Below are 22562 nucleotides of genomic sequence, written 5' to 3' on the forward strand. Positions count from 1 at the left end.
ATGCCGCCCGGACCCCGAACCCTCCCGCCGCCAGGGCAAGTTCATCGCCCGACGCCCTACCCAGGGATGGATGAAAGTTGTACGGTCCACGGGATCAAGTCCCCTCACGGAGGTACTCGCCATGGCGTCAACGGGCGTACCCGACGTCCTCACCCGTGCCCGCACCGTCGCACCGCCGGGCTGGAGCCGCTGGCTGGTACCGCCGGCCGCACTCTCCATCCACCTCGCCATCGGGCAGGCGTACGCCTGGAGCGTCTTCAAGCCCCCGCTGGAGTCCTCGCTCGGGCTGAGCGGCACCCAGTCGGCGCTGCCGTTCCAGCTGGCGATCGTCATGCTCGGCCTGTCGGCCGCGTTCGGCGGCACGCTCGTCGAGCGCAACGGGCCCAGGTGGGCTATGTGCGTGTCGGCCCTCTGCTTCTCCTCCGGCTTCCTCATCTCGGCCCTCGGCGCCGCCACGCGCCAGTACTGGCTGATCGTCCTCGGTTACGGCCTCGTCGGCGGCATAGGCCTCGGCATCGGCTACATCTCGCCGGTCTCCACGCTCATCAAGTGGTTCCCCGACCGGCCCGGGCTCGCCACCGGCATCGCCATCATGGGCTTCGGCGGCGGCGCGCTCATCGCGTCGCCCTGGTCGACGCAGTTGCTGTCCTCCTTCGGCGCCGACTCCGCCGGCATCGGGCAGACCTTCCTGGTGATGGGCCTCGTCTACGCGGTCTTCATGACCTTCGGGGTGCTGCTGGTCCGGGTCCCCGCGGACGACTGGCGGCCGGCCGGCTGGACCCCGGCGGCCGACACCGCGCGCCCGCTCGTCACCACCGCCCACGTGTCGGCGCGCAACGCGCTGCGCACCCCGCAGTTCTGGTGCCTGTGGGTGGTGCTCTGCATGAACGTGACGGCGGGCATCGGCATCCTGGAGAAGGCCGCGCCGATGATCACCGACTTCTTCGCGAACACCTCCACCCCGGTGACGGCCACCGCCGCCGCCGGTTTCGTCGGCCTGCTGTCGCTCGGCAACATGCTCGGCCGGATCACCTGGTCCTCCACCTCCGACCTGGTCGGGCGGAAGAACATCTACCGCCTCTACCTCGGTGCGGGGGCGCTGCTGTACCTGCTCATCGCCCTGCTCGGCGACGACTCCAAGCCGCTGTTCATCATCGCCGCCGCCGTCATCCTGTCCTTCTACGGCGGCGGGTTCGCCACCGTGCCCGCCTACCTCAAGGACCTCTTCGGGACGTACCAGGTGGGCGCGATCCACGGACGGCTGCTGACCGCCTGGTCCACGGCCGGCGTGCTCGGGCCGCTGATCGTGAACGCGATCGCCGACCACGAGAAGTCGGCGGGACGGACGGGGCCCGACCTCTACTCCACGTCCTTCGTCATCATGATGGTGCTGCTGGTGATCGGCTTCGTCGCCAACGAGCTGGTACGACCGGTCCATCCGCGCCACCATGACGGACCGTCCGCCGAGCCCAAGGCCACGACCGGAACCGAGTCGGAAGGAGCCGTCCGATGACCGCCCCGAACCCCGCGCCCGCCGCCGACGCCTCCGCCGGGGGCGGCCGGCTGCCGCTCATGGTCGTCGCCTGGCTGTGGGTCGGCGCGCCCTTCGCCTACGGCGTCTACGAACTCGGCCTGAAGCTCAAGCAGTTGTTCACCGGCTGACCGGCTTCACCGCCGGCTCCCGCCACGGGCCGCCCCGTCCGCACGGACCGGGCGGCCCCGTCACACGCCGACCCCACCGGCACGGCTGAGCATGCCGGACGGGGGTATCCGGACCCCGTAGAGGACCGCACGTTCCGTGCCGCGGAGCGGGCGCCGACCCACGGAGGAAGGAACCATGCCCCACAGCAGCGGTACCCGTACCGGCGCGAGCCCCGACACCCTGGGCGTCGTCGGCCTGATCTGCGCGGTCGCCGGATTCTTCGTTCTCGGCATCATCCTCGGCCCGGCCGCGGTCGTGTGCGGCTGGCTCGCGATGGGCCGCACCTTCCGCGGCGCCAAGCCGGTGCTCCCGCTGATCGCCGTCGTCCTGGGCGCGATCGACACGCTCATCGCGCTCGTGTGGCTCACCGGCACCCACTGGACCGGCGGCGGCTTCATGTGAGCCGCGGCGCGGACCCGGCCGAGGGCACCACGGGGCCGGACGGGAGGATGGTGCTCCCCCGCCCGGCCTTCGCCGTCCAGGAGCGTGTGTGCCCCTCCCCGACCCGTGCGCGGCGCCGCGTGCCGTCCCCGTCGTCCTCGCCGTCCTGGCGGCCCTGGCGCTGACCACCGGGTGCGGTACCGGCGACCGCCCCTCCGCCGCCCCGCACGTGGTGCCGCCGGAGGCGGGGGCGTCCTTCGACTACCAGATCGGCGGCGGCTACCCGCCGCCGAAGGGCGTGCGCGTGGTCTCCCGCGACCGCGCGGACCGGCCGGCCCCGGGCGTTTACTCGGTCTGCTACGTCAACGCCTTCCAGGCCCAGCCCGGCGAGCTGTCCCGGTGGCGCGCCCGGAATCCGGGCCTGCTGCTGCACGACGGGGACGGCGGGCTCGTCATGGACGACGAGTGGGACGAGGCGCTGCTGGACACCTCCACCGCCGCCGGGCGGACGGCACTGGCGGAGATCGTCGGCGCCTGGATCGACGACTGCGCGCGGCGGGGGTTCCAGGCGGTCGAGCCGGACAACCTCGACTCGTTCGAGCGCTCCGACGGCCTGCTCACGGCGGCCGACAACGCCGCGTTCGCCCGGCTGCTCACCGCACGCGCCCATGCGGCGGGGCTGGCCGTCGCCCAGAAGAACACGGCCGAGCTCCTCCCCCAGCGTGCCGCCATCGGCTTCGACTTCGCAGTCGCCGAGGAGTGCGGCGCGTACGACGAGTGCGGCCGGTACGCCTCCGCGTACGACGGCCGCGTCCTCGTCGTGGCGTACGACGCCGCCGACTTCACGGCGACCTGCCGCCGCTGGGGTGCCCGCCTCGCGGTGGTGCTCCGCGACCGCGACGTGGTGCCCGCCGGGGAGCCGGGCCACGTCTTCCGTAGCTGCTGACCGCCGCGCCAGGGCCCGCGGGCGGATCCGTCCGGCAGGGCAGCGCGGCACTGTCGGTGTGGGCGTGGCGGACGGCAGCGACCGGTCTCCACCGGCGCCTGGGGTTCAGCGTTCTGGACCTCTCCGGGGAACGCGCCACCGGCCGGCCGCCACGCCCGGGGTCATGACGTGGTCACGGCGTACCAGCGGCCGTCCCGCTGCTGGACCAGGTGGTGGGCGGCGAGGCTGTCGATGTGCCGTGCAATGGTCGCGGGCTGGTAGCCGACGCTGGCGCTCAGGGCGTCGATGGTCGTCCCGTCGCTCCCGGCCGCGCGGAGTTCCTGGAGGGTCTTGAGCGCCGTACGGGCGAGGCCGGACTCCTCGAGGCGGGGCTCGGCGGGAGCCGGCACGACGGCCGCGGCAGGCGCCGGGGACGGGGGCCGGGTGGTCGACGCTCCCGGAGGCGCGGCCGGGGCGGGCACGGGGGCGGGTACCGCGGTGCCGGAAGGGGCGGGCGGGACCGGCGAGGCGGCGGTGTCGGAAGGGGCGGGCGGGACCGGCGAGGCGGCCGGGGCGGCTGGTGCGGCCGGGGCGGCTGGTGCGGCCGCCGGCGCGGTACGGACGGGGGCGACGGGCCTCGGCGTGCGATTGACCGTGCGGTGCTTGCGGCCCTTCTGGTGACGGCGGGTGCTCATCGGGCGGACCTCCTTCACTGTGATCTTGAAGGGCCAACGGGGGACCGCCGCCGGAGTCACGCAGATGCGTGCATGCGGGGGACCCCGGGGCGCCCGGGGAATGTGGGGCGGCACCGCCGCCGTTGCAACGGATCCGGACGGACCCGAGGAAGGGAAGACCATGCCCCCCACGGACAGCCGCCGCGGTCACCGCGTGGACGCGGTACCCGGCACCCAGCACGTGACCGTCACGATCGACGGCAAGGTCGTGGCCGAGACCCGGCGGCCGGTACTGGTCCACGAGACCGGTCTGCCGGTGCGCTACTACATCCCGCCGCAGGACGTGGACCTCGCGCTCTTCCGCCCCAGCGACACCAACACCACCTGCCCCTACAAGGGCGTCGCCTCCTACTGGTCGTACGCCGACCACAACGACGTCGCCTGGGTCTACGAGGAGCCGCTCGCGTCGGTGCCCGAGATCACGGGCCACGTCTCCTTCTACGACACCGTGGCCGCCGTCGCCGTCGAGGACGCCTGACCTGGCGGACGGTGCGCGGGGGCGCACCGTCCGTCACGACGTCCCGGAGCGCGCACGCGGCCTGAGGCGGGTCCCCTGGCGCAGGTTCAAGCACGACTGTTCGGTTTACTGCGCACGACGGCCGCCGGGGAGCAATGATGGTCACATGGCGAATCCGACGATCCTGACCGTCGACGACGATCCGGCAGTGTCCCGCGCCGTGGCCCGGGACATCCGCCGCAGGTACGGGGACCGCTACCGGGTGGTGCGCGCCACCTCCGGCGACGAGGCCCTGAGCGCGCTGCGGGAGATCAAACTGCGAGGTGAACAACTCGCGGTGATGCTCGCCGACTACCGCATGCCGAAGATGAACGGGGTGGAGTTCCTCGAGGCGGCGATGGACCTCTTCCCGCTCGCCCGCCGTGTGCTGCTCACGGCGTACGCCGACACCAGCGCGGCCATCGACGCCATCAACATCGTCGACCTCGACCACTACCTGCTGAAGCCGTGGAGCCCGCCGGAGGAGAACCTCTACCCGGTGATCGACACCCTGCTCGACGCGTGGATCACCACGCCGGACCCGACGGCGTCCGAGACCCGCGTGGTCGGCCACCGCTGGTCGGCGCCCTCGTTCAAGGTGCGTGACTTCCTCACCCGCAACCTGGTGCCCTACCGCTGGCTGCCCGCGGAGGAGCCCCAGGCCGAGCAGTTGCTGACCGCCGCCGGGCTGACGCCGGCCGACGTACCGCTGGTGGTCACCGCGGACGGGACGACGCTGGTGCGGCCCACGGAGGCCGAGCTCGCCGCCCACGTGGGGCTGAGCACCGTCCCGGCCTCCGACTTCTACGACCTGGTGGTGGTCGGCGGCGGCCCCGCGGGGCTGGGTGCGGCGGTGTACGGCGCGTCCGAGGGTCTGCGCACGGTACTGGTGGAGCGCCGGGCGACCGGCGGCCAGGCGGGGCAGAGCAGCCGCATCGAGAACTACCTCGGCTTCCCGGACGGCGTCTCCGGCGCCCAGCTGACCGACCGGGCCCGCCGGCAGGCGACGAAGTTCGGGGCGGAGATCCTCAGCACCCGGGAGGTGGTCGCGCTGGAGGCGGTGGGCACCGGAAGGGTGCTGTCCTTCGGTGACGGCTCGTCCATCGCGGCGCACACGGTGGTGCTGGCGACCGGGGTGTCCTACCGGCGGCTCGAAGCGCCTGGGCTGGCGGAGTTCACCGGTGCCGGGGTCTTCTACGGCTCGGCGATGACCGAGGCCATGAACTGCGCGGGCCAGGAGGTCTACATCGTCGGCGGGGCCAACTCGGCCGGGCAGGCGGCCGTCTACTTCTCCCGCAACGCGTGCCGGGTCCACCTGCTGATCCGCGGCGCGGACCTGCAGCGTTCGATGTCGCAGTACCTGATCGACCAGATCGCGGCCATCGACAACATCAAGGTCAGCCCCTGCACCGAGGTCGTCGGCGGCAAGGGCGGCGACCACCTGGAGCAACTGATGCTCCGCGACGCGAAGACCGGCACGGTGACCACCGTCGACGCCTCGTTCCTGTTCGTCTTCATCGGCGCCGAACCCCGCACGGACTGGCTGGAGGGTGTCGTGGAGCGGGACCGGCGCGGCTTCGTGGTCACCGGCCCCGACCTGATCGGCGGCGGCAAGCGGCCCGCGGGCTGGCCGCTCCCCCGTGACCCGTACCACCTGGAGGCCAGCGTGCCCGGTGTCTTCGCCGCCGGTGACGTGCGGGCGGAGTCGGTCAAGCGGGTGGCCTCCGCGGTCGGCGAGGGCGCGATGGCCGTATCCCTGGTGCACCGGTATCTGGAGGCGCAGTGACCACGACGGACCGGCTCGGGCCGGAGCAGCTGCGGACCCTGTTCCTGTTCGAGTCGCTCGGCGAGAAGGAACTGGACTGGCTGGGCGAACAGGGCCGGGTGGAGCGGGTCCCGGCGAACAACCCCGTCTACGCCGAGGGCGATCCGGCGACCTGCTTCTACGTGCTGCTCAGCGGCACGGTGTCGCTGGGCCGCCTGGTCCACGGCGACGTGGTGGAGGTCAACCGCACCGACCTGCGGGGCGTGTACGCCGGCGCGACGCAGGCGTACCTCGGGGACCGGGTGGAGCAGACGTACCCCAACTCGCTGAAGGCGGTCACCGACTGCGAGTTCTTCGTGATCCCGGCCGAGGAGTTCGCCGGGGCGATGCGCGCGTGGTTCCCGATGGCGGTGCACCTGCTGGAGGGGGCGTTCTTCGGCTACCGCAAGCAGAACACCATCGTCGGGGAGCGCGAGCGGCTGCTGGCGCTGGGCTCGCTGTCCGCCGGGCTCACCCATGAGCTGAACAATCCGGCCGCCGCCGCGGTGCGCGCCACCTCGGCGCTGCGCGACCGGGTGGCCGGCATGCGGCACAAGCTCGCGATGATCGCGGACGGCCGGCTCGACACCCGGCAACTGCACCAGCTGGTCGAGCTGCAGGACGCCGCGATCAAGCGCATGGCGTCGGCGCCCGAGCGGTCGGCGCTGGAGGCGGCCGACGCCGAGGACGAACTGACGGACTGGCTCGAGGACCACGGCGTCAACGGCTCCTGGGAGCTGTCCTCGACGCTGGTCGCGGGCGGTGTGGACGCGGAGTGGCTGGACTCCGTGGTCGACGCGGTCGGCGAGGACCGGCTGGAGGCGGCGATCCGCTGGCTCACGTACACCCTCGACACCGAACTGCTCATGGGCGAGATCGACGACGCCGTCACCCGGATCTCCGGACTGGTCGGGGCCGCGAAGCAGTACTCGCAGCTGGACCGGGCCCCGCAGCAGACGGTGGACGTCCACGCGCTGCTCGACGCGACGCTCACGATGCTCCACGCGAAGATCCCCGGCGGGGTGCGCGTCGTGAAGGAGTACGACCGCAGCCTGCCGCAGATCCAGGCGTACGGCGCCGAGCTCAACCAGGTGTGGACCAACCTCATCGTCAACGCCCTCGACGCCATGGACGGTTCGGGCACCCTGACGCTGCGCAGCTCGTGGGACGGTCCGGACCGCCTGGTGGTGGAGGTGGGCGACACCGGTCCCGGCATCTCCCCGGAGATCCGGCCGCGGATCTTCGAGCCGTTCTTCACCACCAAGCCGGTGGGCGAGGGCACCGGGCTGGGCCTGGATATCTCGTACCGCATCGTGGTCAACAAGCACCACGGCGACATCCGGGTCGAGTCGAGCCCCGGCGACACGCGCTTCACCGTGTGCCTGCCGGTCGCCCAGCCCGAGAGGCAGCCGGGGGACGCGGAGCGGACGGGCTGAGCCCTCCCCGGGCGGAGGGGTGGTTCAGGCCACCGGGCTCTTGGACTTGGGAAGGGTCCGTGCGCGGTCGCGGCCGACGGGCAGCTGCCCGTCGGCCGCGCTCTTGAGCGAACGCAGCGCCAGCAGCAGCACACCGATGTCGTCGATGAGGATCGGATCGGGCAGCAGGTCCACCGGGCAGACCAGGTAGACGAGCCCCGCCCAGAAGGCCAGTTTGCCCGAGCGCGGTACGTCCGCGCTGCGCAGCAGGGTACGGATGCGCGCCATCTTCACCACGAGCACGACCGCCACCACGAGCATCACCACGACCGCCACCGCGGCGATCACGAGGGCCGTGGTCGACCAGTCACCCAGGTCCATGTCTGCCTCCTGCGATCCCGTGTACCCGGCCGGTGTGCGCGGAAACGGTGCCCAGCCCCCGCGGAAAGGAAGCACAGATTACATGATCACACCCGAGGAGATCTGGGAGACCGCCGGGCTGCCCGCACGCCGGCTCGCCGGCCTGGCGCTGAATCCCGCGGCCCCCGAGGACGTCCTGCTGCGGCTGCTCGCCGACGGTCCGCCGGCGGCACGGATGGTCCTGTGCCGCGACCGGGCGCTGCCGGACGCCGTGGTCGACGCCGTCGTCCGCCACCCCGACAGGTACACCCGCAGCTTCCTCGCCCGCAGTCCGCACGCCGAGCCGGCCCAGCGGGCACGGCTGCTGGACGACACCGAATGGTTCGTGCGGGCGCACCTGGCCGAGACCCCCCGGATGCCGTGGAGCGTGCGCCCCCGGCCGCTCCCGGACCAGGCCGTCGTCCACATGATCCTGACGTACGAGGGGGAGTTGCTGGGCACCCTCTACCGCCAGGCCTCCGCCGGACTGATGGAGTCGATGCACGCCCACCCGGAGCCGAAGGTGCGACGCATGGGCGTCGCATGGCGCGGCGTGCCGGACGAGATCCGCGACGTCCTCCTGGCGGACCCGGACGAGGAGGTACGGGACATGGTGCGGCAGCACCTGCGGCACGAGGACCCGGCGTGGGTGGAGCGGGAGCTGCCCGACCGGTCGTGCCATGGGCGGACTCATGCGCTGATGCACTGCGCCCTGAGCCGAGGCGTCGTGGAGGGTGTGCTCAACGCCCCCGTGGGCGAGGGGGACCGGCGGATGATCGCGGGCAACCCCACCCTTCCCGCCGACGTGGTGGTCCTGCTGGCCGCCGATGCCGACCCCGAGGTGCGGGAACGGATCGCATACCGCTGCGACCTCGGGGCGGAGGAGCGCCGGGCCCTCGCCGTGGACGCCGATCCGCGGGTACGGCTCGCGCTCTCCGTGCATCCCGCACTGAGCGAGGCGGAACGCGTGGCGATCGACTACGAGGTGCCGGTGGGCGGCACCTTCGGACCGGTACTGCAACGCCTGTGGCCCCGGGATCCCGCCGCGGTGCGGCGGGACGCCCTGTCCGGGCACCCGTTGCTGCGGCGGCGCGCCGCCGGCGATCACAGCCTGCCGTCCGACCTGGTGGCGCGGCTGGCCGCGGACGACGACCTCGGTGTGCGGGTACTGCTCGCGCAGAACCATCCGGAGGCGCCCACCGAGCTGCTGCTGAGCGCCTTCCTGGAGTACACCGGGTACGAGCGCGAACTCCTCCTCACCCGGCCGCGGTTCCCGACCGCCGGGCTCGCGCGGTACGCCCGGCACGAAGACCCGGCCGTCCGCGCCCTGGCCGCCCGGGACCCGGCCACCGCTGCGGAGACCGTGGACCGGCTGACCCACGACCCCGATCCCGGTGTGCGGGCGGCTGGGGCGGGCCATCCGAACCTCTCTCCGGCCAGGCTCGCGGAGTTGCTCGACGACGAGGAGCTCGCGCACCGGGCGGCGGCGAACCCGGCGCTGGAGCCCGCGGTCATGCGCAGGCTGGTGGCGCCCCTTCCGCTCCCGGCCGATGCCGCCGGATGACCGCCGTCAACCGCTCGTAGGCGGTGCGCAGTTCGCGTCGGGCGAAGTCCTGGCGCACATCGATGAGAGCGCCGTGGGAGGCGGTGGGGTCGACCGTGAAGCGGTCGTGCCAGCCGCCTCCCGAGGCGATGATCACGGGGGTGCCGACCCCGTCGAACTGGTCGGCGGTGATGTCGATGCGCAGGCCGTTCTTCTCGATCCACGCGTGGGTGGCGCGGTTCTCCCAGGCGCTGACGTAGGTCCACACGCCCTGGCCGTTCTCGTACAGGTACTGGCCGAGGAGGATGGAGGCGTCCCCGCACGAGCCGTGCGGGAAACGCTCCAGGGAGACCAGGCCCGGGTCGGGGCAGTCGAGGATCGCCTGCCGGAACCCGAGGACCAGTGTGCGGAGTTCGGACACCCGCGGAGTCTAACCCGTGAAGATCATTTGTGGGACCCGTGGAATCGGCCCTTCTGCCGGACGCGAACCCGGGTGGTGGAGAGCGGGGGCGCGCGAGGAACGGGGGCATGGTGGTGGCAGCGGCCGGAACCGGTACCCGAGCCGGTTCCGGCTGCCGCGACGGCAGTCAACCGAGGGGCACGGATGGCGTCAAGACTTCACGTCAAGATTGGTGCGGGGAGCTTCAGGTGGCCAGGATGAGGCTGCTCGCGTTCAAGTTCCGAACGGATGGAACTCCCTGCAGGTCACGGCTGCGCAAGAGCCTGCAGCGGCAGGCGAGCTGTTAGCCCGTCAGAAACACTTTCTGCGAGGAGTCTTGACCCCCACTTCTGTCACGTCTTAACTCACGCCCTAAATTAAGTCGTGAGGCTGACACAGGAGTTCCTATGAGACCCGAAGTCAATGCCGCCCGCCGCAGACCCCTGGGGCTGATCGCCCTCCTGGCGGTGCTGCTCGCCCTGATCACCGTCCCGGCCGGACCGCTCACCACGGCCCACGCCGCCGCCTGCGGCACCGCCAATGCCGCACAGGGCAGGACCGCCACCGCATCCTCCGCCGAGAACGGCTCCTTCACCGCCGCCAACGCCGTCGACGGCAACGCCGGAACCCGCTGGTCCAGCGCCTTCAGCGACCCCCAGTGGATCCAGGTGGACCTCGGCGGCTCCCAGAGCGTCTGCGAGGTCGTCCTCACGTGGGAGGCCGCCTACGCCAAGGCCTACCAGATCCAGCTCTCCGCCAACGGCACCGACTGGACCACGGTCGCCTCCACGACCACCGGCGCCGGCGGCACCGAGACCCGCGCCGTCAGCGGCACGGGCCGCTACCTGCGCGTGTACGGCACCACCCGCGCCACCGCATACGGCTACTCGCTGTGGGAGCTCGCCGTGCACACCACCGACGGCGGCACCGGCCCGGTGATCCCCGGCGGCGGCGACCTCGGCCCGAACGTCCTGGTCTTCGACCCCTCGACCCCGGGCATCCAGGCCAAGCTGGACCAGGTCTTCCAGCAGCAGGAGTCCGCGCAGTTCGGCACCGGACGCTACGCGCTGCTGTTCAAGCCCGGCACCTACAACAACATCAACGCCAACATCGGCTTCTACACCTCGATCGCCGGGCTCGGCCTCTCCCCCGACGACACCACCTTCAACGGCGACGTGACCGTGGACGCCGGCTGGTTCAACGGCAACGCCACCCAGAACTTCTGGCGCTCCGCGGAGAACCTCGCCCTCAACCCGGTCTCCGGCACCGACCGCTGGGCCGTCGCCCAGGCCGCGCCCTTCCGCCGCATGCACGTCAAGGGCGGCCTCAACCTCGCACCCAACGGCTACGGCTGGGCCAGCGGCGGTTACATCGCCGACAGCAAGATCGACGGCACTGTGGGCCCGTACTCGCAGCAGCAGTGGTACACCCGCGACAGCTCGGTCGGCGGCTGGACCAACGGCGTGTGGAACATGGTCTTCTCCGGCGTCCAGGGCGCTCCCGCGCAGAGCTTCCCCAACCCGCCGTACACCACGCTCGACACCACCCCCGTCTCCCGCGAGAAGCCCTTCCTCTACCTCGACGGCAACGACTACAAGGTCTTCGTGCCGGCCAAGCGCACCAACGCCCGCGGCACCAGCTGGGGCAACGGCGCGCCGCAGGGCTCCTCGATCCCGCTGAGCCAGTTCTACGTGGTCAAGCCGGGCGCGACGGCCGCCACCATCAACGCCGCGCTCGCCCAGGGCCTCAACCTGCTGTTCACCCCGGGCATCTACCACGTCGACCAGACCATCAACGTCACCCGCGCCGACACGGTCGTGCTGGGCCTCGGCCTCGCGACGGTCATCCCCGACAATGGCGTCACCGCCATGAAGGTCGCCGACGTCGACGGCGTGAAGCTGGCCGGCTTCCTGATCGACGCCGGTGCGGTCAACTCCCAGGTGCTGCTCCAGGTCGGCCCGCAGGGCGCGGCCGCCGACCACGCCGCCAACCCGACGACCGTGCAGGACGTCTTCATCCGCATCGGCGGCGCCGGACCTGGCAAGGCGACCACCAGCATGGAGGTCAACAGCGACGACACCGTCATCGACCACACCTGGATCTGGCGCGCCGATCACGGCGCCGGAGTGGGCTGGGACACCAACCCGGCCGACTACGGCCTGCGCGTGAACGGCGACGACGTCCTGGCCACCGGCCTGTTCGTCGAGCACTTCAAGAAGTACGACGTCCAGTGGAGCGGCGAGCGGGGCAGGACGGTCTTCTTCCAGAACGAGATCGCCTACGACGCCCCCAGCCAGGCCGCCATCCAGAACGGCGCGACGAAGGGCTGGGCCGCCTACAAGGTGGACGACTCGGTGAACACCCACGAGGCCTGGGGCCTGGGCAGCTACTGCAACTTCACCACCGATCCGACGATCCGCATGGACCACGGCTTCGAGGTCCCGGTGAAGTCCGGGATCAAGATGCACGACGTCCTGGTGGTCTCCCTGGGCGGCATGGGCCAGTACGACCACGTCATCAACGGCACCGGTGCCGCGACCTCCGGCACCTCGACCACGCCGTCCACGGTGGTCTCCTTCCCCTGACGACAGGGCCGGAGCAGGGGTGCCCCGTCCTCCGGCGGGGCACCCCGTCCGCCGCCCTCAGGCGGCAGGCCAGCGCCGGGAGTGCAGCACCTCGCCCACGGCGACCGCCGCGGCCATGGCGAGCCCCGCCACCGGCACCGCCGCGCTCCCGCAGAAGGTGCTCGCGAGCACCACCAGGGCACAGGCGGGCAGCACCGCGTGCTCGGCGAACCCGCGCTTGGCGCTGCGGGAGTGGATCAGCCAGACCGTCAGCAGGAACAGCGCGGTCGGCAGCGTGACGGCGGCCGCGGCGGCCGTCTGCGAGATGTGCGCCTTGTGCACGGCCTGCTCGACCACCACCTCAAGCCCCGCCCCGATGGCGGCGGCCGAGCCGAAGACGAGGTAGTGCCCGTAACCCCACAGGAACGCCCGCGCGCTGCTGGTGAGGTGCTGGTGGATGGGGATGGCGAAGTAGATCCAGTAGGCGCAGAAGACGATGAGCAGCCCCCCGACGGCGACGGGCAGCAGCTCGCCGAGCGCGGTGGACTCGTCGACGGCGGACTGCACGGCCACCGTCGCCGCGGCCACCGACTCACCGAGCACGATGATGGTGAACAGGCCGTAGCGCTCGGAGATGTGGTGCGGATGCCAGGTGGTGCGCTGCGCCCGCTCGGCCCAGGCGGGCACCACCAGTTCCGCGACGGCCAGGATCAGGAAGCCCCAGTTCCACAGCCCGCCGACGGGCTGGAGCAGCAGGAGGACCCATCCCACCTGGACGACGACCAGACCGGCGGCGTAGCTCAGCGCCGTGGTCCGTGCCGGTCCGGCCGCGTTGCGTGCCGCGCGCAGCCACTGGAAGGCGAGTGCGACGCGCATGATGATGTAGCCGGCCACGGCGATCGAGAAGTCGTTGGCGTCGAAGGCCCGGGGAACTCCTGCCGCCAGGACCAGGACACCGGTGATCTGGACGAAGGTGGCGATGCGGTAGGGCACGTCGTCGGTGTCGAAGGCCGAGGCGAACCAGGTGAAGTTCATCCAGGCCAGCCAGATCGCGAAGAAGACCAGGCAGTAGCCGAGGACACCGCGCCCGGCATGGCCCTCGGCGACCGCGTGCACCAGCCGGGCGCCGGCCTGGGCGACCGCCACCACGAAACAGAGGTCGAAGAGCAGTTCCAGCGGGGTGGCGACCCGGTGCGGTTCGTGCGGGTCGCGGGCCGTCATCCGGACCAGCGGGCGGAAGCGGCGGTCCGGCGCCACGTGATCGTGATCGGTCATCCGCGCATCGTAGGCGGTGCGCGCGTGCCCGCGCCCGAAGGGACCGGGCGCGGGCACGTGGCGGGGGACGGGGTGAGGTCAGGCGCAGCCGTCCTGGAGCAGTCCGGCCCGCAGCCGGGCCAGGGTGCGCGAGAGCAGCCGGGAGACGTGCATCTGCGTGCAGCCCATGATCTCGCCGATCTGGGCCTGCGTCAGTTCCTCCACGTAGCGCAGATGGAGCAGCTGCCGGTCGCGTTCGCCGAGCTCCACGACGAGCGGTGCGAGGGAGCCGAGGTCCTCGACGAGTTCCATGGCGGGGTCGACCGCGCCGATGAAGTCGGCGAGCACGGTCTCGCCGTCGTCGCCGTCGTCGCCGTTCATGGCGGCGTCGAGGGAGGAGGCGGTGTAACCGTTGGAGGCCACCTGGGCCTCGACGACCTCGGCCTCGGAGATGTCCATGAGCGCCGCGAGCTCGCTCACCTTGGGGGCGCGGCCCAGCCGGGAGGACAGCTCGTCCCGGGCCCGGGCCAGCTCCACCCGGCGCTCCTGGAGGCGGCGCGGCACGTGCACGGCCCAAGTGGTGTCGCGGAAGAACCGCTTGATCTCACCGACGATGTACGGCACCGCGAAGGTCGTGAACTCGACCTCGCGCGAGATGTCGAACCGGTCGATGGCCTTGATCAGCCCGATCGTGCCGACCTGGACGATGTCCTCCATCTCGTCGCTGCGGTCGCGGAAGCGCCTGGCCGCGAACCGCACGAGCGACATGTTCATCTCGATCAGGGTGTTGCGGGCGTACTGGTGTTCGTGGGTGCCCTCCTCGAGCACCGTCAGGCGCTCGAGGAAGAGCTTGGACAGCCGGCGCGCGCTCGTGGGGGCCACGCTGCTCGGGTCGGTGATCTGCGGCAGTACGTCGACCTCGGGGCTCTCGACCCCGGTGCTCGTCCCGCTCACGTGGGCGATCACGGCTCCTCCTCGCACCTCTGCACCTCTACGTCATGTTCCCGTACGTTGCCCCTCGGGTACCCCCTCCTCCGCGAAGCATTCCCCCCGATCCCGGAAGAACGTGAATCGCGCCGAAGGCAGCGTAGGACCGGCCAGCAGGGGCAGACCACAGAGGGACCGATGATGCCTACGGGGTGATCGTGCGTGTACAGCATTGACCTAGACGCGGAAGGCGGGGGGATCGTGCGGCCCGCCACTGCGGACCGGCCGCTGCCCACCACCATAGGCGAGGCGCGTGACTTCGCCCGCGCCCGGCTCAGAGGCGTGGATCCGGAGCGGGTCGAGGACTGCCTGCTGGTCGTCTCCGAACTGGTCACCAACGCCTTCCGGTACGGCGGCGGGCTGGCGGCCCTCGACGTGGTGGCGGTGCCGGACGCGATCCGCGTGTCCGTCCAGGACCACAACGACCGGCTGCCGGCCGCGCCCCAGCCCTCCGACCGCTTCCTGCCGGGCGGCTACGGCCTGCGCCTGGTGCGCCGGCTGGCCCGGGACTTCCGGGTGACGCTCCTGCGCGCGGGCGGCAAGGTCATCCACGTGCACCTGCCGCGCTGACGCATCGTCACCTCCCGACGTCGTACGTGTGGACGAACGGATTGCGGAAACACGCACCGTGAGCACACCAAGGACCCGCATCAAGGTCAGTTCGAATGCCGGGGCCCGACGACGGCCCCCAGGAGGCACACCATGACCACGGGCATCATCATCGGGGCGGTCGTCCTCGTTGTCCTGATCGTCCTCGCCGCGGCCGTGATGTCGCGGCGCGGCAGCGGCACGGGACAGCTCAGGCGCCGCTTCGGACCGGAGTACGAACGCACGGTCGCGCGGCACGACGGCGACACGGACGCGGCGCACCGGGAGTTGCAGGAGCGTGTCGACCGGCACGGCGGCCTGACCCCGGAGCCGCTGAACGCACGTCAGGCCGAGGAGTACCGCGCCGAGTGGGCCGCCCTGCAGGAGCGGTTCGTCGACTCCCCCGCGCAGGCGGTGCAGGAGGCGTCGGGCCTGCTGGACCGGCTGGCGCACGACCGCGGCTTCCCGGAGCACACCTCGGGCGAGCAGATCGACGCCCTGTCGGTCCACCGCCCGCGGCACCTCCAGGCCTACCGCGACCTGCGCGGGGTCTCGCAATCCCGGAACGACGGTGACCGCACCGCGGCGGACACCGAGGAACTGCGCGCTCGGTTGCTCCACGCCCGGGCGCTGTTCGACGACCTCATCGCGGTGGACAAGGAGCCCCGCAGCACCTCGCGCGAGGACGGCGCAGGTGACACGGGCTCCGGCCGACGCGGCTCCCACCGCTTCCACATGCCGACCTGGAGCAGCCGATGAATCCCACGCACGAGCACCGCGACACCGACGGAACCGACGGAACCGACGAGACCGACGGCACCGGCCGCGAGGTACGCAACGGCCCGGCCGGAGCCTCCGCCGAGCGGACCCCCGACGAGCGGCCGTCCCCCACGGCCGGTGGCACCCGCGAACAGCGGGCCCCCCAGGCACCGCAGACCACGGGGAAGAAGGGCGAGGCGCCTGCCGCGCAGCGGCCCGCCGGATGGTCGCGGCCCGAGGAAGCCGGCAAGCCCTCGGCGGCCGACAGGCACGCGACGGTCGGGAAGCCCGCGGCAGCGGAGAAGCCCGGCGACACGGAGCGGCCCGCGGCGGCCCGGCGGCCGGCGCAGGAAGGGCGGGTGCCCGCCCCCGGCGCGCCGCCGCGGGTGGACGGCGCGGTGGACAAGCTGCAGCAGCGCCTGCACCACGCGGTCGGCGGCTTCGTCGACGAGCCGCGCCACGCCGTGGAGGAGGCCGACGAGGTCCTCGGCGAGGCCACCGAACGACTGGTCGAGGAACTGCGCAGCCGGCGCGACGAACTGCGCTCGGGCTGGCGGGCCGGCGAGCACGACGACGGCGACACCGAGCGGCTGCGCGTGGCCCTGCGGGAGCTACCGCGACCTCGTCGACCGCGTCCTGCACGTCTGAGGACCGCACGACGCAGGACCGCACGACGCGAACGCCGTGGCCAGGAAACCCCCGGGTTTCCTGGCCACGGCGTTCGCGTGTCCCACGTCGGGGCTCAGTCGCCCGTGTGCCGGTACCGGGCCCAGAACGGCAGTCCGTACCAGCAGACCAGGTACCAGACCAGGACGCCGGCGACGAGCCACGGCACATAGGCGTCGTGCGTGGCGGCCCGCAGCACCAGGAGCAGCGCCGAGGTCATCGTCGCCAGCAGCAGCACGAGCCCGACGAAGGTGAGCCGCGAGGCCCAGCGCACGGCCTGCGGCTTGATGCGGCGGCCGGAGACGATCCGGTGGAAGGAGACCGGGCCGATCAACGCCCCTGTCGCGCAGGCACCGAGCACGACCGTCACGATGTAGATCGTGTGGTCGGTGGAGCCGAGCCGCTGGTAGTGCGGCGTGAAGACGACCGTCAGCAGGAAGCCGAAGAGGATCTGCACGCCCGTCTGGGCGACCCGCACCTCCTGGATGAGCTCGCTCCACTTCCGGTCGGCGCGCTCGTCCTCGGTCTCGTCGCGCCCGTCTTCCGGGCCGGTCCGGCCGTCCGCGTCGTCCCTGGACATGGCACACCCTCCCACTCCTCGGTCGTGCACGTCATAGGTGACCTACCATCAGGGCCCTCCGCCGCGCGCGGCGTGCCCGGGACAGGACGAGGACGGCGACCGGACCGGTCGCCGTCCTCACGCGGTCCGGCCGCCCCCGGACGGGGGCGGCCGGACCGCGGTGCTCACCGCCGCGCCTTGCTCCGCGACAGCAGGCTCACTCCGACGGCCGCGAGGCCGATCTGTATCAGCCACTCGACCCAGTCGACGCCGTCGGTGTCGGCGACGCCGAACCCCTGGGCGATCGCGCTGCCGATGAAGGCCGCCACGATGCCGACGACGACCGTCCACAGCACTCCGATCGGCTGCCGCCCCGGCGCCACCAGACGCCCCAGCACACCGATGACCAGACCGATCACGATGGCACTGATGATGCTCGAGATCTCCATCTCCACCTCAACCCCAACCTCGTCCGGCCCCTGGCCGGAAGTGTGTTCGCACCACGCGGATACCCCCGGCCGGGCGCTCCACGCAGCCGCGCACCCCGGCGTCGCCGGGTGTGTTCCGCCCACGACGGGGCACCCGGTGGACCGGAGCACTTGGGGCAGGGAGGCCGGTGTGGGCACGACGGTGGGTACGGGCGCGGTACGGCCCGGGACGCAGGGGAAGAAGGCGATCCGCGCCGGGGCGCGGGCGGGCCTCGCGGCGCGCGGGGTCATCTACACGCTGCTGGGCGTGCTGGCCCTGCAGGTGGCCTTCGACGGGTCCTCGGAACAGGCCGACCGGGGCGGCGCGGTCGCCCGGCTGGCGGCGCAGCCCTTCGGCGGGTTCCTGGTGTGGGCCCTGGCGGTGGGCTTCGCCGGGATGACGCTGTGGCGCTTGTCGGAGGCCGCGTTCGGCGCGGCGGGACCGGACGGGGACAAGGCCGGCAAGCGGCTGATGTCCGCGGCCCGCGCGGTCTTCTACGCCTTCGTGACGTACTCCGTGGTGACCTTCGCGGTGGGCGGCTCCTCCGCGGGCGGGTCGAGCGACGAGACCTCCAAGGACGCCACCGCACACGCCCTGGGCTGGCCCATGGGCCGCTGGCTGGTGGGGGCGGCGGGCCTGGTCCTGCTGGGAGCCGGGGTATGGATCGCGGTGCGGGCGCTGATGCGGAAGTTCCGCAAGCACCTGCGGACGGGCGCGATGTCGCCGCGGGTCCGCAAGGTGGTCGACTTCCTCGGGGTGGCCGGAGGGGCCAGCCGGGGCGTGGTGTTCGCCGCCGCGGGCTGCTTCGTCGTCGTCGCGGCGGTGCGCTTCGACCCGGACCGGGCGAAGGGGCTGGACGACACGCTGCGCACGTTCCGGGACACCCCCGCCGGGCCGTGGCTGCTGGCCGTGGTCGCGGTGGGCCTGGGGCTGTTCGGGGTGTTCTCCTGGGCGATGGCCCGCTGGCGGAGGGTCTGAGCGGCGCGGTCCGCAGGCGCCGGGCGCGGTTCAGCGGCCCGGGAGCTTGACCACCGTCACGAAGAAGTCGTCGATCTGCCGGACCACCTCGATGAACCGGTCGAAGTCCACCGGCTTGGTCACGTACGCGTTGGCGTGCAGCGCGTAGCTGCGCAGGATGTCCTCCTCGGCCTCGGAGGTGGTGAGGACGACGACCGGGATGGTGCACAGGTCGGCGTCGGCCTTGATCTCGGCGAGCACCTGACGGCCGTCGAAGCGGGGCAGGTTGAGGTCGAGGAGGATCAGGCCGGGGCGCGGTGCGCCGGCGTGGGCGCCGCGCCGGTTGAGGAAGTCCAGTGCCTCCTCGCCGTCCCGTACGACGTGCAGGACGTTGCGGACCTTGTTCTCCTGGAACGCCTCGCGGGTCATCAGCTCGTCGCCGGGGTCGTCCTCGACGAGCAGCACGATGATCGGTTCCGGTTCCTGCAGGTTCACGCGGATCCTTCCTGCGGTGCGGGTCCCCGCTCGGCGGCCGCCGGCAGGGTGAAGCGGATGCGGGTGCCCTCCGGGTGCCCGGGTCGAGCCGCATCCGGCCCGGCCGGCCGCGCGCGGGCGGCGGTCACGGCGAGGGGCTCCAGGTGAGGTGGACCACGGCCAGGTCGTCGTCCAGGCCGCCGTGGTCGGCGGCCAGGGCCTCGGCGCGCGCGATCAGGGTGTCGACGAACTCCGAGGCGGGCAGGGTGGCGTGCTGTCTGGCCAGTGCGAGCAGCCCCTCCTCACCGAGCCGGCCCTGATCGGTGCGGCCCTCGAACAGCCCGTCCGTGAAGAGCATCAGCGACTGGCCGGGTCGCAGTTCCAGGCGGCCCTCGGGCCACTCCCCCGCGCCGGGCACCACGCCCAGCGCGGGCCCGCGGGGCGGCTCGGTGTACTCGACGGTGCCCTCCGGGGTCAGGTTGAGCAGTCCGTGGTGGCCGGCCCGCCACACCCGGGCGGTACGGCGGTCGGGGGCGAGGGTGAGGATGGTGGCGGTGGCGAAGATCTCGGGGGCGGCGCGTTCGGCCACCAGCACCTGTTCCAGCAGGGCGAGTTGCCGGGCGCCTTCGACCCCGGTCAGGACCAGGGTGCGCCAGGCGATGCGCAGTCCGACGCCGAGCGCGGCCTCGTCGGGCCCGTGCCCGGAGACGTCCCCGATGAGGGTGTGGACGACGCCCTCGGTGGTCTCCACGACGTCGTAGAAGTCCCCGCCGAGCAGGGAGTCGGCCCGGCCGGGGCGGTAACGGGGCGTGACGGTGACGTCCTTGGTGCGCAGCATGGGCAGCGGGAGCAGTCCGCGCTCCAGGCGGGCGTTCTCCTGGGCCCGCATCTGGCTGGCCCGCAGGGCGAGCGCCGCGCGTTCGGCCTGCTTGCGTTCGACGGCGTAGCGCAGCGCGCGGCCGAGGAGTTCGCCCTCGACGCGCCCCTTGACCAGGTAGTCCTGCGCCCCGGCGGAGAGCGCGGCGAGGCCGGTCCGTTCCTCGGCGAGACCGGTCAGCACGACGACGGCGGCGCGGTCGGTGAGCGACAGCGCCCGGCCGAGGGCGTCGAGGCCCTGGCCGTCGGGCAGGTGCAGGTCGAGCAGGACGCAGTCGGCGGGGCGGGCGGCGAGTTCGGTGCCGGCCTCGGCCAGCGTGCGCACCCAGCGCAGTTCGACGGGCACCCCGCTGTCGGCGACCAGTTCCTCGACGAGCAGCGCGTCCCCCGCGTCGTCCTCGACGAGGAGGACGGACAGCCGGCTGCGCCGGCCGTCGCCCTGTCTGGGGATGACGCCCTCGGGGGGCGTCAGCGTGTTGCCTTCCACATCGTCTCCCCACCCCTGCGGTGCCCCAGGTGGGGCGATGGGATCGTACGCGACCGGCACCCTGGCCGGATGCCCTTTGGGACAGTGCCGATCATCTTCGATCATTGCCGTTTGGCAACAGTAGTCGAACACAACAATTGCACGGAGAGCGCCCCGCCGGCCAACGTCACCGGCGCCGGACGCACGGCGGGGAGCGCGGGCCGGACGGCTACGCGGTGTGGCTGCGGTCGCCGGGGAGCGGCCGTACGGCACCGAGCCCCGTCGCCTCGGCGGCGGAGCGGAACGCGGTCAGCCCCTCCAGCAGCGCGCGCCGGGCACGCTCGGGCATCGCCGCCACGACCGTCGCCAGTTCCTGCTCCCGGCGTTCCCGCAGCTGGGCGAGGAAGGCGGCACCGCGCGGCGTCAGCCACAGGCACACCTCCCGGCGCGAGGTGGGGCTGGTGTCCCGGGTGAGGTACCCCACCGCCTGCAGCCGGTCGCAGAGCCGGCTCACCGCGGGCGGCGCGGCGCCCAGGACGTCGCACAGCGTCCTCAGGTTGATCCCCTCGTTGCCCTCCAGCGCGAACAGCACGCGCAGTTGCGAGGGCGGTACGGGTGGGTCGCCCGCCTCCCGGCCGCGGCCCCACAGCACCTCCAGTGCCTCGACCACGGACGACGCCGCGGCCACGGCGGCGTCCCGCTGCGATCCGGCGGTTGCGGGCAAGGGCACCTCCTCACGGCGCGCCGCCCGCGGGGTACCGCGGGCGAGCGGGTAGACGAAGACAGGACAAGGCGCGCCGAACGGCGCGCCACCACGCTAACCGACCCGCCCCCGGACCAAGAAGGACCGTCGCACCCCGGTGAACCGACACGCCCCGCTCGCCGCCGAACGCGCCCTGCGCGCCGCGCCGCCGCACGCCCTGCCCGCCGCCCTGGCGGAGGTCCTCCGCACGCACTGCGCGGCCCGCTCCGTGGAGATCCTGCTCGCCGACTACGGCCTGGCGGTGCTCCAGCCGGTCTCCGCGCCCGAACCCGCTGAGGCCGCCGTACCCGTCGCGGGAACGCCCGAAGGCCGGTGCTTCGGCGCCCAGGAACCGTTCGCCGAGCCGGCGGGCGAGGACGGCGTGCGCCTCCACCTGCCGGTGAGCGTGCGCGGTGACCGGATCGGCGTGCTGAGGGTCGGCCTCCCCGGCGAACCCGCGCCGGAGGAGGTCCGGGACCTCGCGGAGATCGCGGAGGTCCTCGGCCACCACCTCCTCGTCGCCGACCGGGACACCGACCGCTACCTGCGCGCCCGCCGCCGGGAGCGGCTGACCCTCGCCGCGGAGGTGCAGTGGGAGCTGCTGCCCGGACGGGCGTGCGCCCGCCCCGAGTACGCCCTCGGCGCCCAGCTGGAGCCCGCGTACGACATCCACGGAGACAACTTCGACTGGTCGGCCTCCGCGCGGGACCTCACGCTGACCGTCACCAACGGCATGGGAGAGGGCATCGAGGCCGCCCTGCTGACCAGCCTCACCGTGAACGCACTGCGCAACGCCCGGCGTGCCGGCGTCCCCCTCGCCGACCAGGCGGCGCTCGCGGACCAGGCCGTCTACGCCCGCTACCGGGGCGAACGGTACGTTTCGGTCCTGCTGATGCGCTTCGACCTGGCGACCGGCGCGGCCGAGGTCGTCGAGGCCGGATCGCCGCGCGTGTACCGGCTGCGCGGCTCGGCGGTGGAGACGATCGGCTTCGAGGCGCAGTTCCCCCTGGGCATGTTCGAGGACACCCCGTACGTGCCGCAGCCGTTCGAGGTGCGCTCCGGCGACCGGCTCCTGGTGGTGAGCGACGGCGTGTACGCGACCGCCTCCCCGGGCGGCGAGACGTACGGCGAACGGGCCCTGGCCCGCGCGGCCCTGGCCACCCGGCTGCTTCCGGCCGCGGACGTCCCCGGGGCGATCCTGGCCGAACTGCCGGGTCACCGCGTCCTGCCGGAGGCAGAGGACGACGCGCTGATCGTATGCCTGGACTGGCGGTGAACCGCTGGGAGGAGCTTGCCCGGTGACGGGCGATGGGGAAGACTCTTGCCGAAGGGCAACTGTTTGCCCAGCCAACCTTCGTCCAGGT

At 72.6% G+C, this 22562-nt stretch carries 24 protein-coding genes; 14 read left to right on the top strand and 10 right to left on the bottom strand.

The window, feature by feature from the left end:
* The first annotated feature begins 121 nt into the window (after nt 1–121).
* The 4 genes from PV410_RS20380 (at nt 122) to PV410_RS20395 (ending at nt 3029) form a co-directional block, all read left to right on the top strand.
* On the top strand, nt 122–1513 hold the full coding sequence (locus PV410_RS20380) for an L-lactate MFS transporter (protein WP_500326439.1): 1392 nt from the start codon (nt 122–124) through the stop codon (nt 1511–1513).
* Nucleotides 1510–1662 (top strand): MFS transporter small subunit, encoded by a 153-nt coding sequence (locus PV410_RS20385; protein WP_499515627.1) that lies wholly within the window; start codon nt 1510–1512, stop codon nt 1660–1662. The genes PV410_RS20380 and PV410_RS20385 overlap by 4 nt, the downstream gene beginning before the upstream one ends.
* 175 nt (nt 1663–1837) lie before the next feature.
* On the top strand, nt 1838–2104 hold the full coding sequence (locus tag PV410_RS20390) for a hypothetical protein (protein ID WP_499515626.1): 267 nt from the start codon (nt 1838–1840) through the stop codon (nt 2102–2104).
* Between the two features lie 88 nt (nt 2105–2192).
* Entirely contained in the window at nt 2193–3029 is an 837-nt protein-coding gene (locus tag PV410_RS20395; protein ID WP_500326441.1) for an endo alpha-1,4 polygalactosaminidase, read from the top strand.
* A 161-nt stretch (nt 3030–3190) separates the two neighbouring features.
* Here PV410_RS20395 and PV410_RS20400 read toward each other — a convergent pair whose 3' ends face one another.
* On the bottom strand, nt 3191–3703 hold the full coding sequence (locus tag PV410_RS20400; protein WP_500326443.1) for a hypothetical protein: 513 nt from the start codon (nt 3701–3703) through the stop codon (nt 3191–3193).
* Nucleotides 3704–3863: 160 nt separating this feature from the next.
* Between PV410_RS20400 and PV410_RS20405 the strand changes: the two genes are divergently transcribed.
* The 3 genes from PV410_RS20405 to PV410_RS20415 all read left to right on the top strand — a co-directional run bounded on the left by PV410_RS20405 (nt 3864) and on the right by PV410_RS20415 (nt 7478).
* Nucleotides 3864–4220 (top strand): DUF427 domain-containing protein, encoded by a 357-nt coding sequence (locus tag PV410_RS20405; RefSeq protein ID WP_500326445.1) that lies wholly within the window; start codon nt 3864–3866, stop codon nt 4218–4220.
* A gap of 145 nt (nt 4221–4365) precedes the next feature.
* Nucleotides 4366–6024 carry an NAD(P)/FAD-dependent oxidoreductase gene (locus PV410_RS20410; protein WP_500326446.1) on the top strand — a complete coding sequence of 553 codons (1659 nt, stop codon included), beginning with the start codon at nt 4366–4368 and terminating at the stop codon, nt 6022–6024.
* The gene (locus PV410_RS20415) at nt 6021–7478 is read left to right on the top strand and encodes an ATP-binding protein (protein WP_500326448.1); all 1458 of its coding nucleotides are present in this window, start codon (nt 6021–6023) and stop codon (nt 7476–7478) included. Before PV410_RS20410 ends, PV410_RS20415 begins: the two co-directional genes overlap by 4 nt.
* A 24-nt stretch (nt 7479–7502) precedes the next feature.
* Here PV410_RS20415 and PV410_RS20420 read toward each other — a convergent pair whose 3' ends face one another.
* Nucleotides 7503–7838, bottom strand: a complete 336-nt coding sequence (locus tag PV410_RS20420; protein ID WP_018562476.1) for a YkvA family protein — start codon at nt 7836–7838, stop codon at nt 7503–7505.
* 82 nt (nt 7839–7920) lie between these two features.
* On the opposite strand from PV410_RS20420, the gene PV410_RS20425 reads away from it, so the two are divergent.
* On the top strand, nt 7921–9420 hold the full coding sequence (locus tag PV410_RS20425; RefSeq protein ID WP_500326450.1) for a hypothetical protein: 1500 nt from the start codon (nt 7921–7923) through the stop codon (nt 9418–9420).
* Here the strand turns inward: PV410_RS20425 and PV410_RS20430 are convergent.
* Nucleotides 9368–9820 carry a hypothetical protein gene (locus PV410_RS20430; protein WP_500326452.1) on the bottom strand — a complete coding sequence of 151 codons (453 nt, stop codon included), beginning with the start codon at nt 9818–9820 and terminating at the stop codon, nt 9368–9370. The two genes, PV410_RS20425 and PV410_RS20430, sit on opposite strands and share 53 nt — an antisense overlap.
* Before the next feature lie 425 nt (nt 9821–10245).
* Between PV410_RS20430 and PV410_RS20435 the strand changes: the two genes are divergently transcribed.
* Complete coding sequence (locus PV410_RS20435; RefSeq protein WP_500326454.1) at nt 10246–12423, top strand: pectate lyase-like domain-containing protein; 2178 nt, start codon at nt 10246–10248, stop codon at nt 12421–12423.
* Between the two features lie 57 nt (nt 12424–12480).
* Here PV410_RS20435 and PV410_RS20440 read toward each other — a convergent pair whose 3' ends face one another.
* Both PV410_RS20440 and PV410_RS20445 read right to left on the bottom strand, forming a co-directional pair.
* Nucleotides 12481–13677: a low temperature requirement protein A gene (locus PV410_RS20440; RefSeq protein ID WP_500326456.1), complete on the bottom strand. Its 1197-nt coding sequence runs from the start codon at nt 13675–13677 to the stop codon at nt 12481–12483.
* Nucleotides 13678–13755: 78 nt separating this feature from the next.
* The gene (locus PV410_RS20445) at nt 13756–14622 is read right to left on the bottom strand and encodes a SigB/SigF/SigG family RNA polymerase sigma factor (RefSeq protein ID WP_500326457.1); all 867 of its coding nucleotides are present in this window, start codon (nt 14620–14622) and stop codon (nt 13756–13758) included.
* A 222-nt stretch (nt 14623–14844) separates the two neighbouring features.
* Between PV410_RS20445 and PV410_RS20450 the strand changes: the two genes are divergently transcribed.
* From PV410_RS20450 to PV410_RS20460, 3 genes are all read left to right on the top strand, one after another.
* Entirely contained in the window at nt 14845–15213 is a 369-nt protein-coding gene (locus PV410_RS20450) for an ATP-binding protein (RefSeq protein WP_500326459.1), read from the top strand.
* 132 nt (nt 15214–15345) lie between these two features.
* A complete protein-coding gene (locus PV410_RS20455) occupies nt 15346–15990 on the top strand; it encodes a hypothetical protein (RefSeq protein ID WP_500326461.1) in 645 nt (214 codons plus the stop codon).
* Nucleotides 15987–16829, top strand: coding sequence for a hypothetical protein (locus tag PV410_RS20460; protein ID WP_500326462.1), 843 nt, complete (start codon nt 15987–15989; stop codon nt 16827–16829). The genes PV410_RS20455 and PV410_RS20460 overlap by 4 nt, the downstream gene beginning before the upstream one ends.
* Here the strand turns inward: PV410_RS20460 and PV410_RS20465 are convergent.
* On the bottom strand, nt 16733–17236 hold the full coding sequence (locus PV410_RS20465; protein ID WP_500326463.1) for a DUF6328 family protein: 504 nt from the start codon (nt 17234–17236) through the stop codon (nt 16733–16735). The two genes, PV410_RS20460 and PV410_RS20465, sit on opposite strands and share 97 nt — an antisense overlap.
* 164 nt (nt 17237–17400) lie before the next feature.
* Entirely contained in the window at nt 17401–17664 is a 264-nt protein-coding gene (locus PV410_RS20470) for a GlsB/YeaQ/YmgE family stress response membrane protein (protein ID WP_500326465.1), read from the bottom strand.
* A gap of 169 nt (nt 17665–17833) precedes the next feature.
* Between PV410_RS20470 and PV410_RS20475 the strand changes: the two genes are divergently transcribed.
* Nucleotides 17834–18661, top strand: a complete 828-nt coding sequence (locus PV410_RS20475; protein ID WP_500326467.1) for a DUF1206 domain-containing protein — start codon at nt 17834–17836, stop codon at nt 18659–18661.
* Between the two features lie 30 nt (nt 18662–18691).
* Here the strand turns inward: PV410_RS20475 and PV410_RS20480 are convergent, their stop codons facing one another.
* The 3 genes from PV410_RS20480 to PV410_RS20490 form a co-directional block, all read right to left on the bottom strand.
* The gene (locus tag PV410_RS20480) at nt 18692–19129 is read right to left on the bottom strand and encodes a response regulator (protein WP_499517013.1); all 438 of its coding nucleotides are present in this window, start codon (nt 19127–19129) and stop codon (nt 18692–18694) included.
* A 130-nt stretch (nt 19130–19259) separates the two neighbouring features.
* Nucleotides 19260–20477, bottom strand: coding sequence for a PP2C family protein-serine/threonine phosphatase (locus tag PV410_RS20485; RefSeq protein ID WP_500326469.1), 1218 nt, complete (start codon nt 20475–20477; stop codon nt 19260–19262).
* A gap of 208 nt (nt 20478–20685) precedes the next feature.
* On the bottom strand, nt 20686–21180 hold the full coding sequence (locus PV410_RS20490; protein WP_500326470.1) for a MarR family winged helix-turn-helix transcriptional regulator: 495 nt from the start codon (nt 21178–21180) through the stop codon (nt 20686–20688).
* A 136-nt stretch (nt 21181–21316) separates the two neighbouring features.
* Here PV410_RS20490 and PV410_RS20495 point away from each other — a divergent pair, with 136 nt between their 5' ends.
* On the top strand, nt 21317–22474 hold the full coding sequence (locus PV410_RS20495; RefSeq protein WP_500326472.1) for a PP2C family protein-serine/threonine phosphatase: 1158 nt from the start codon (nt 21317–21319) through the stop codon (nt 22472–22474).
* Nucleotides 22475–22562: the final 88 nt, after the last annotated feature.

Source organism: Streptomyces sp. PA03-5A (genome assembly GCF_033792725.1).
Lineage (GTDB): Bacteria > Actinomycetota > Actinomycetes > Streptomycetales > Streptomycetaceae > Actinacidiphila.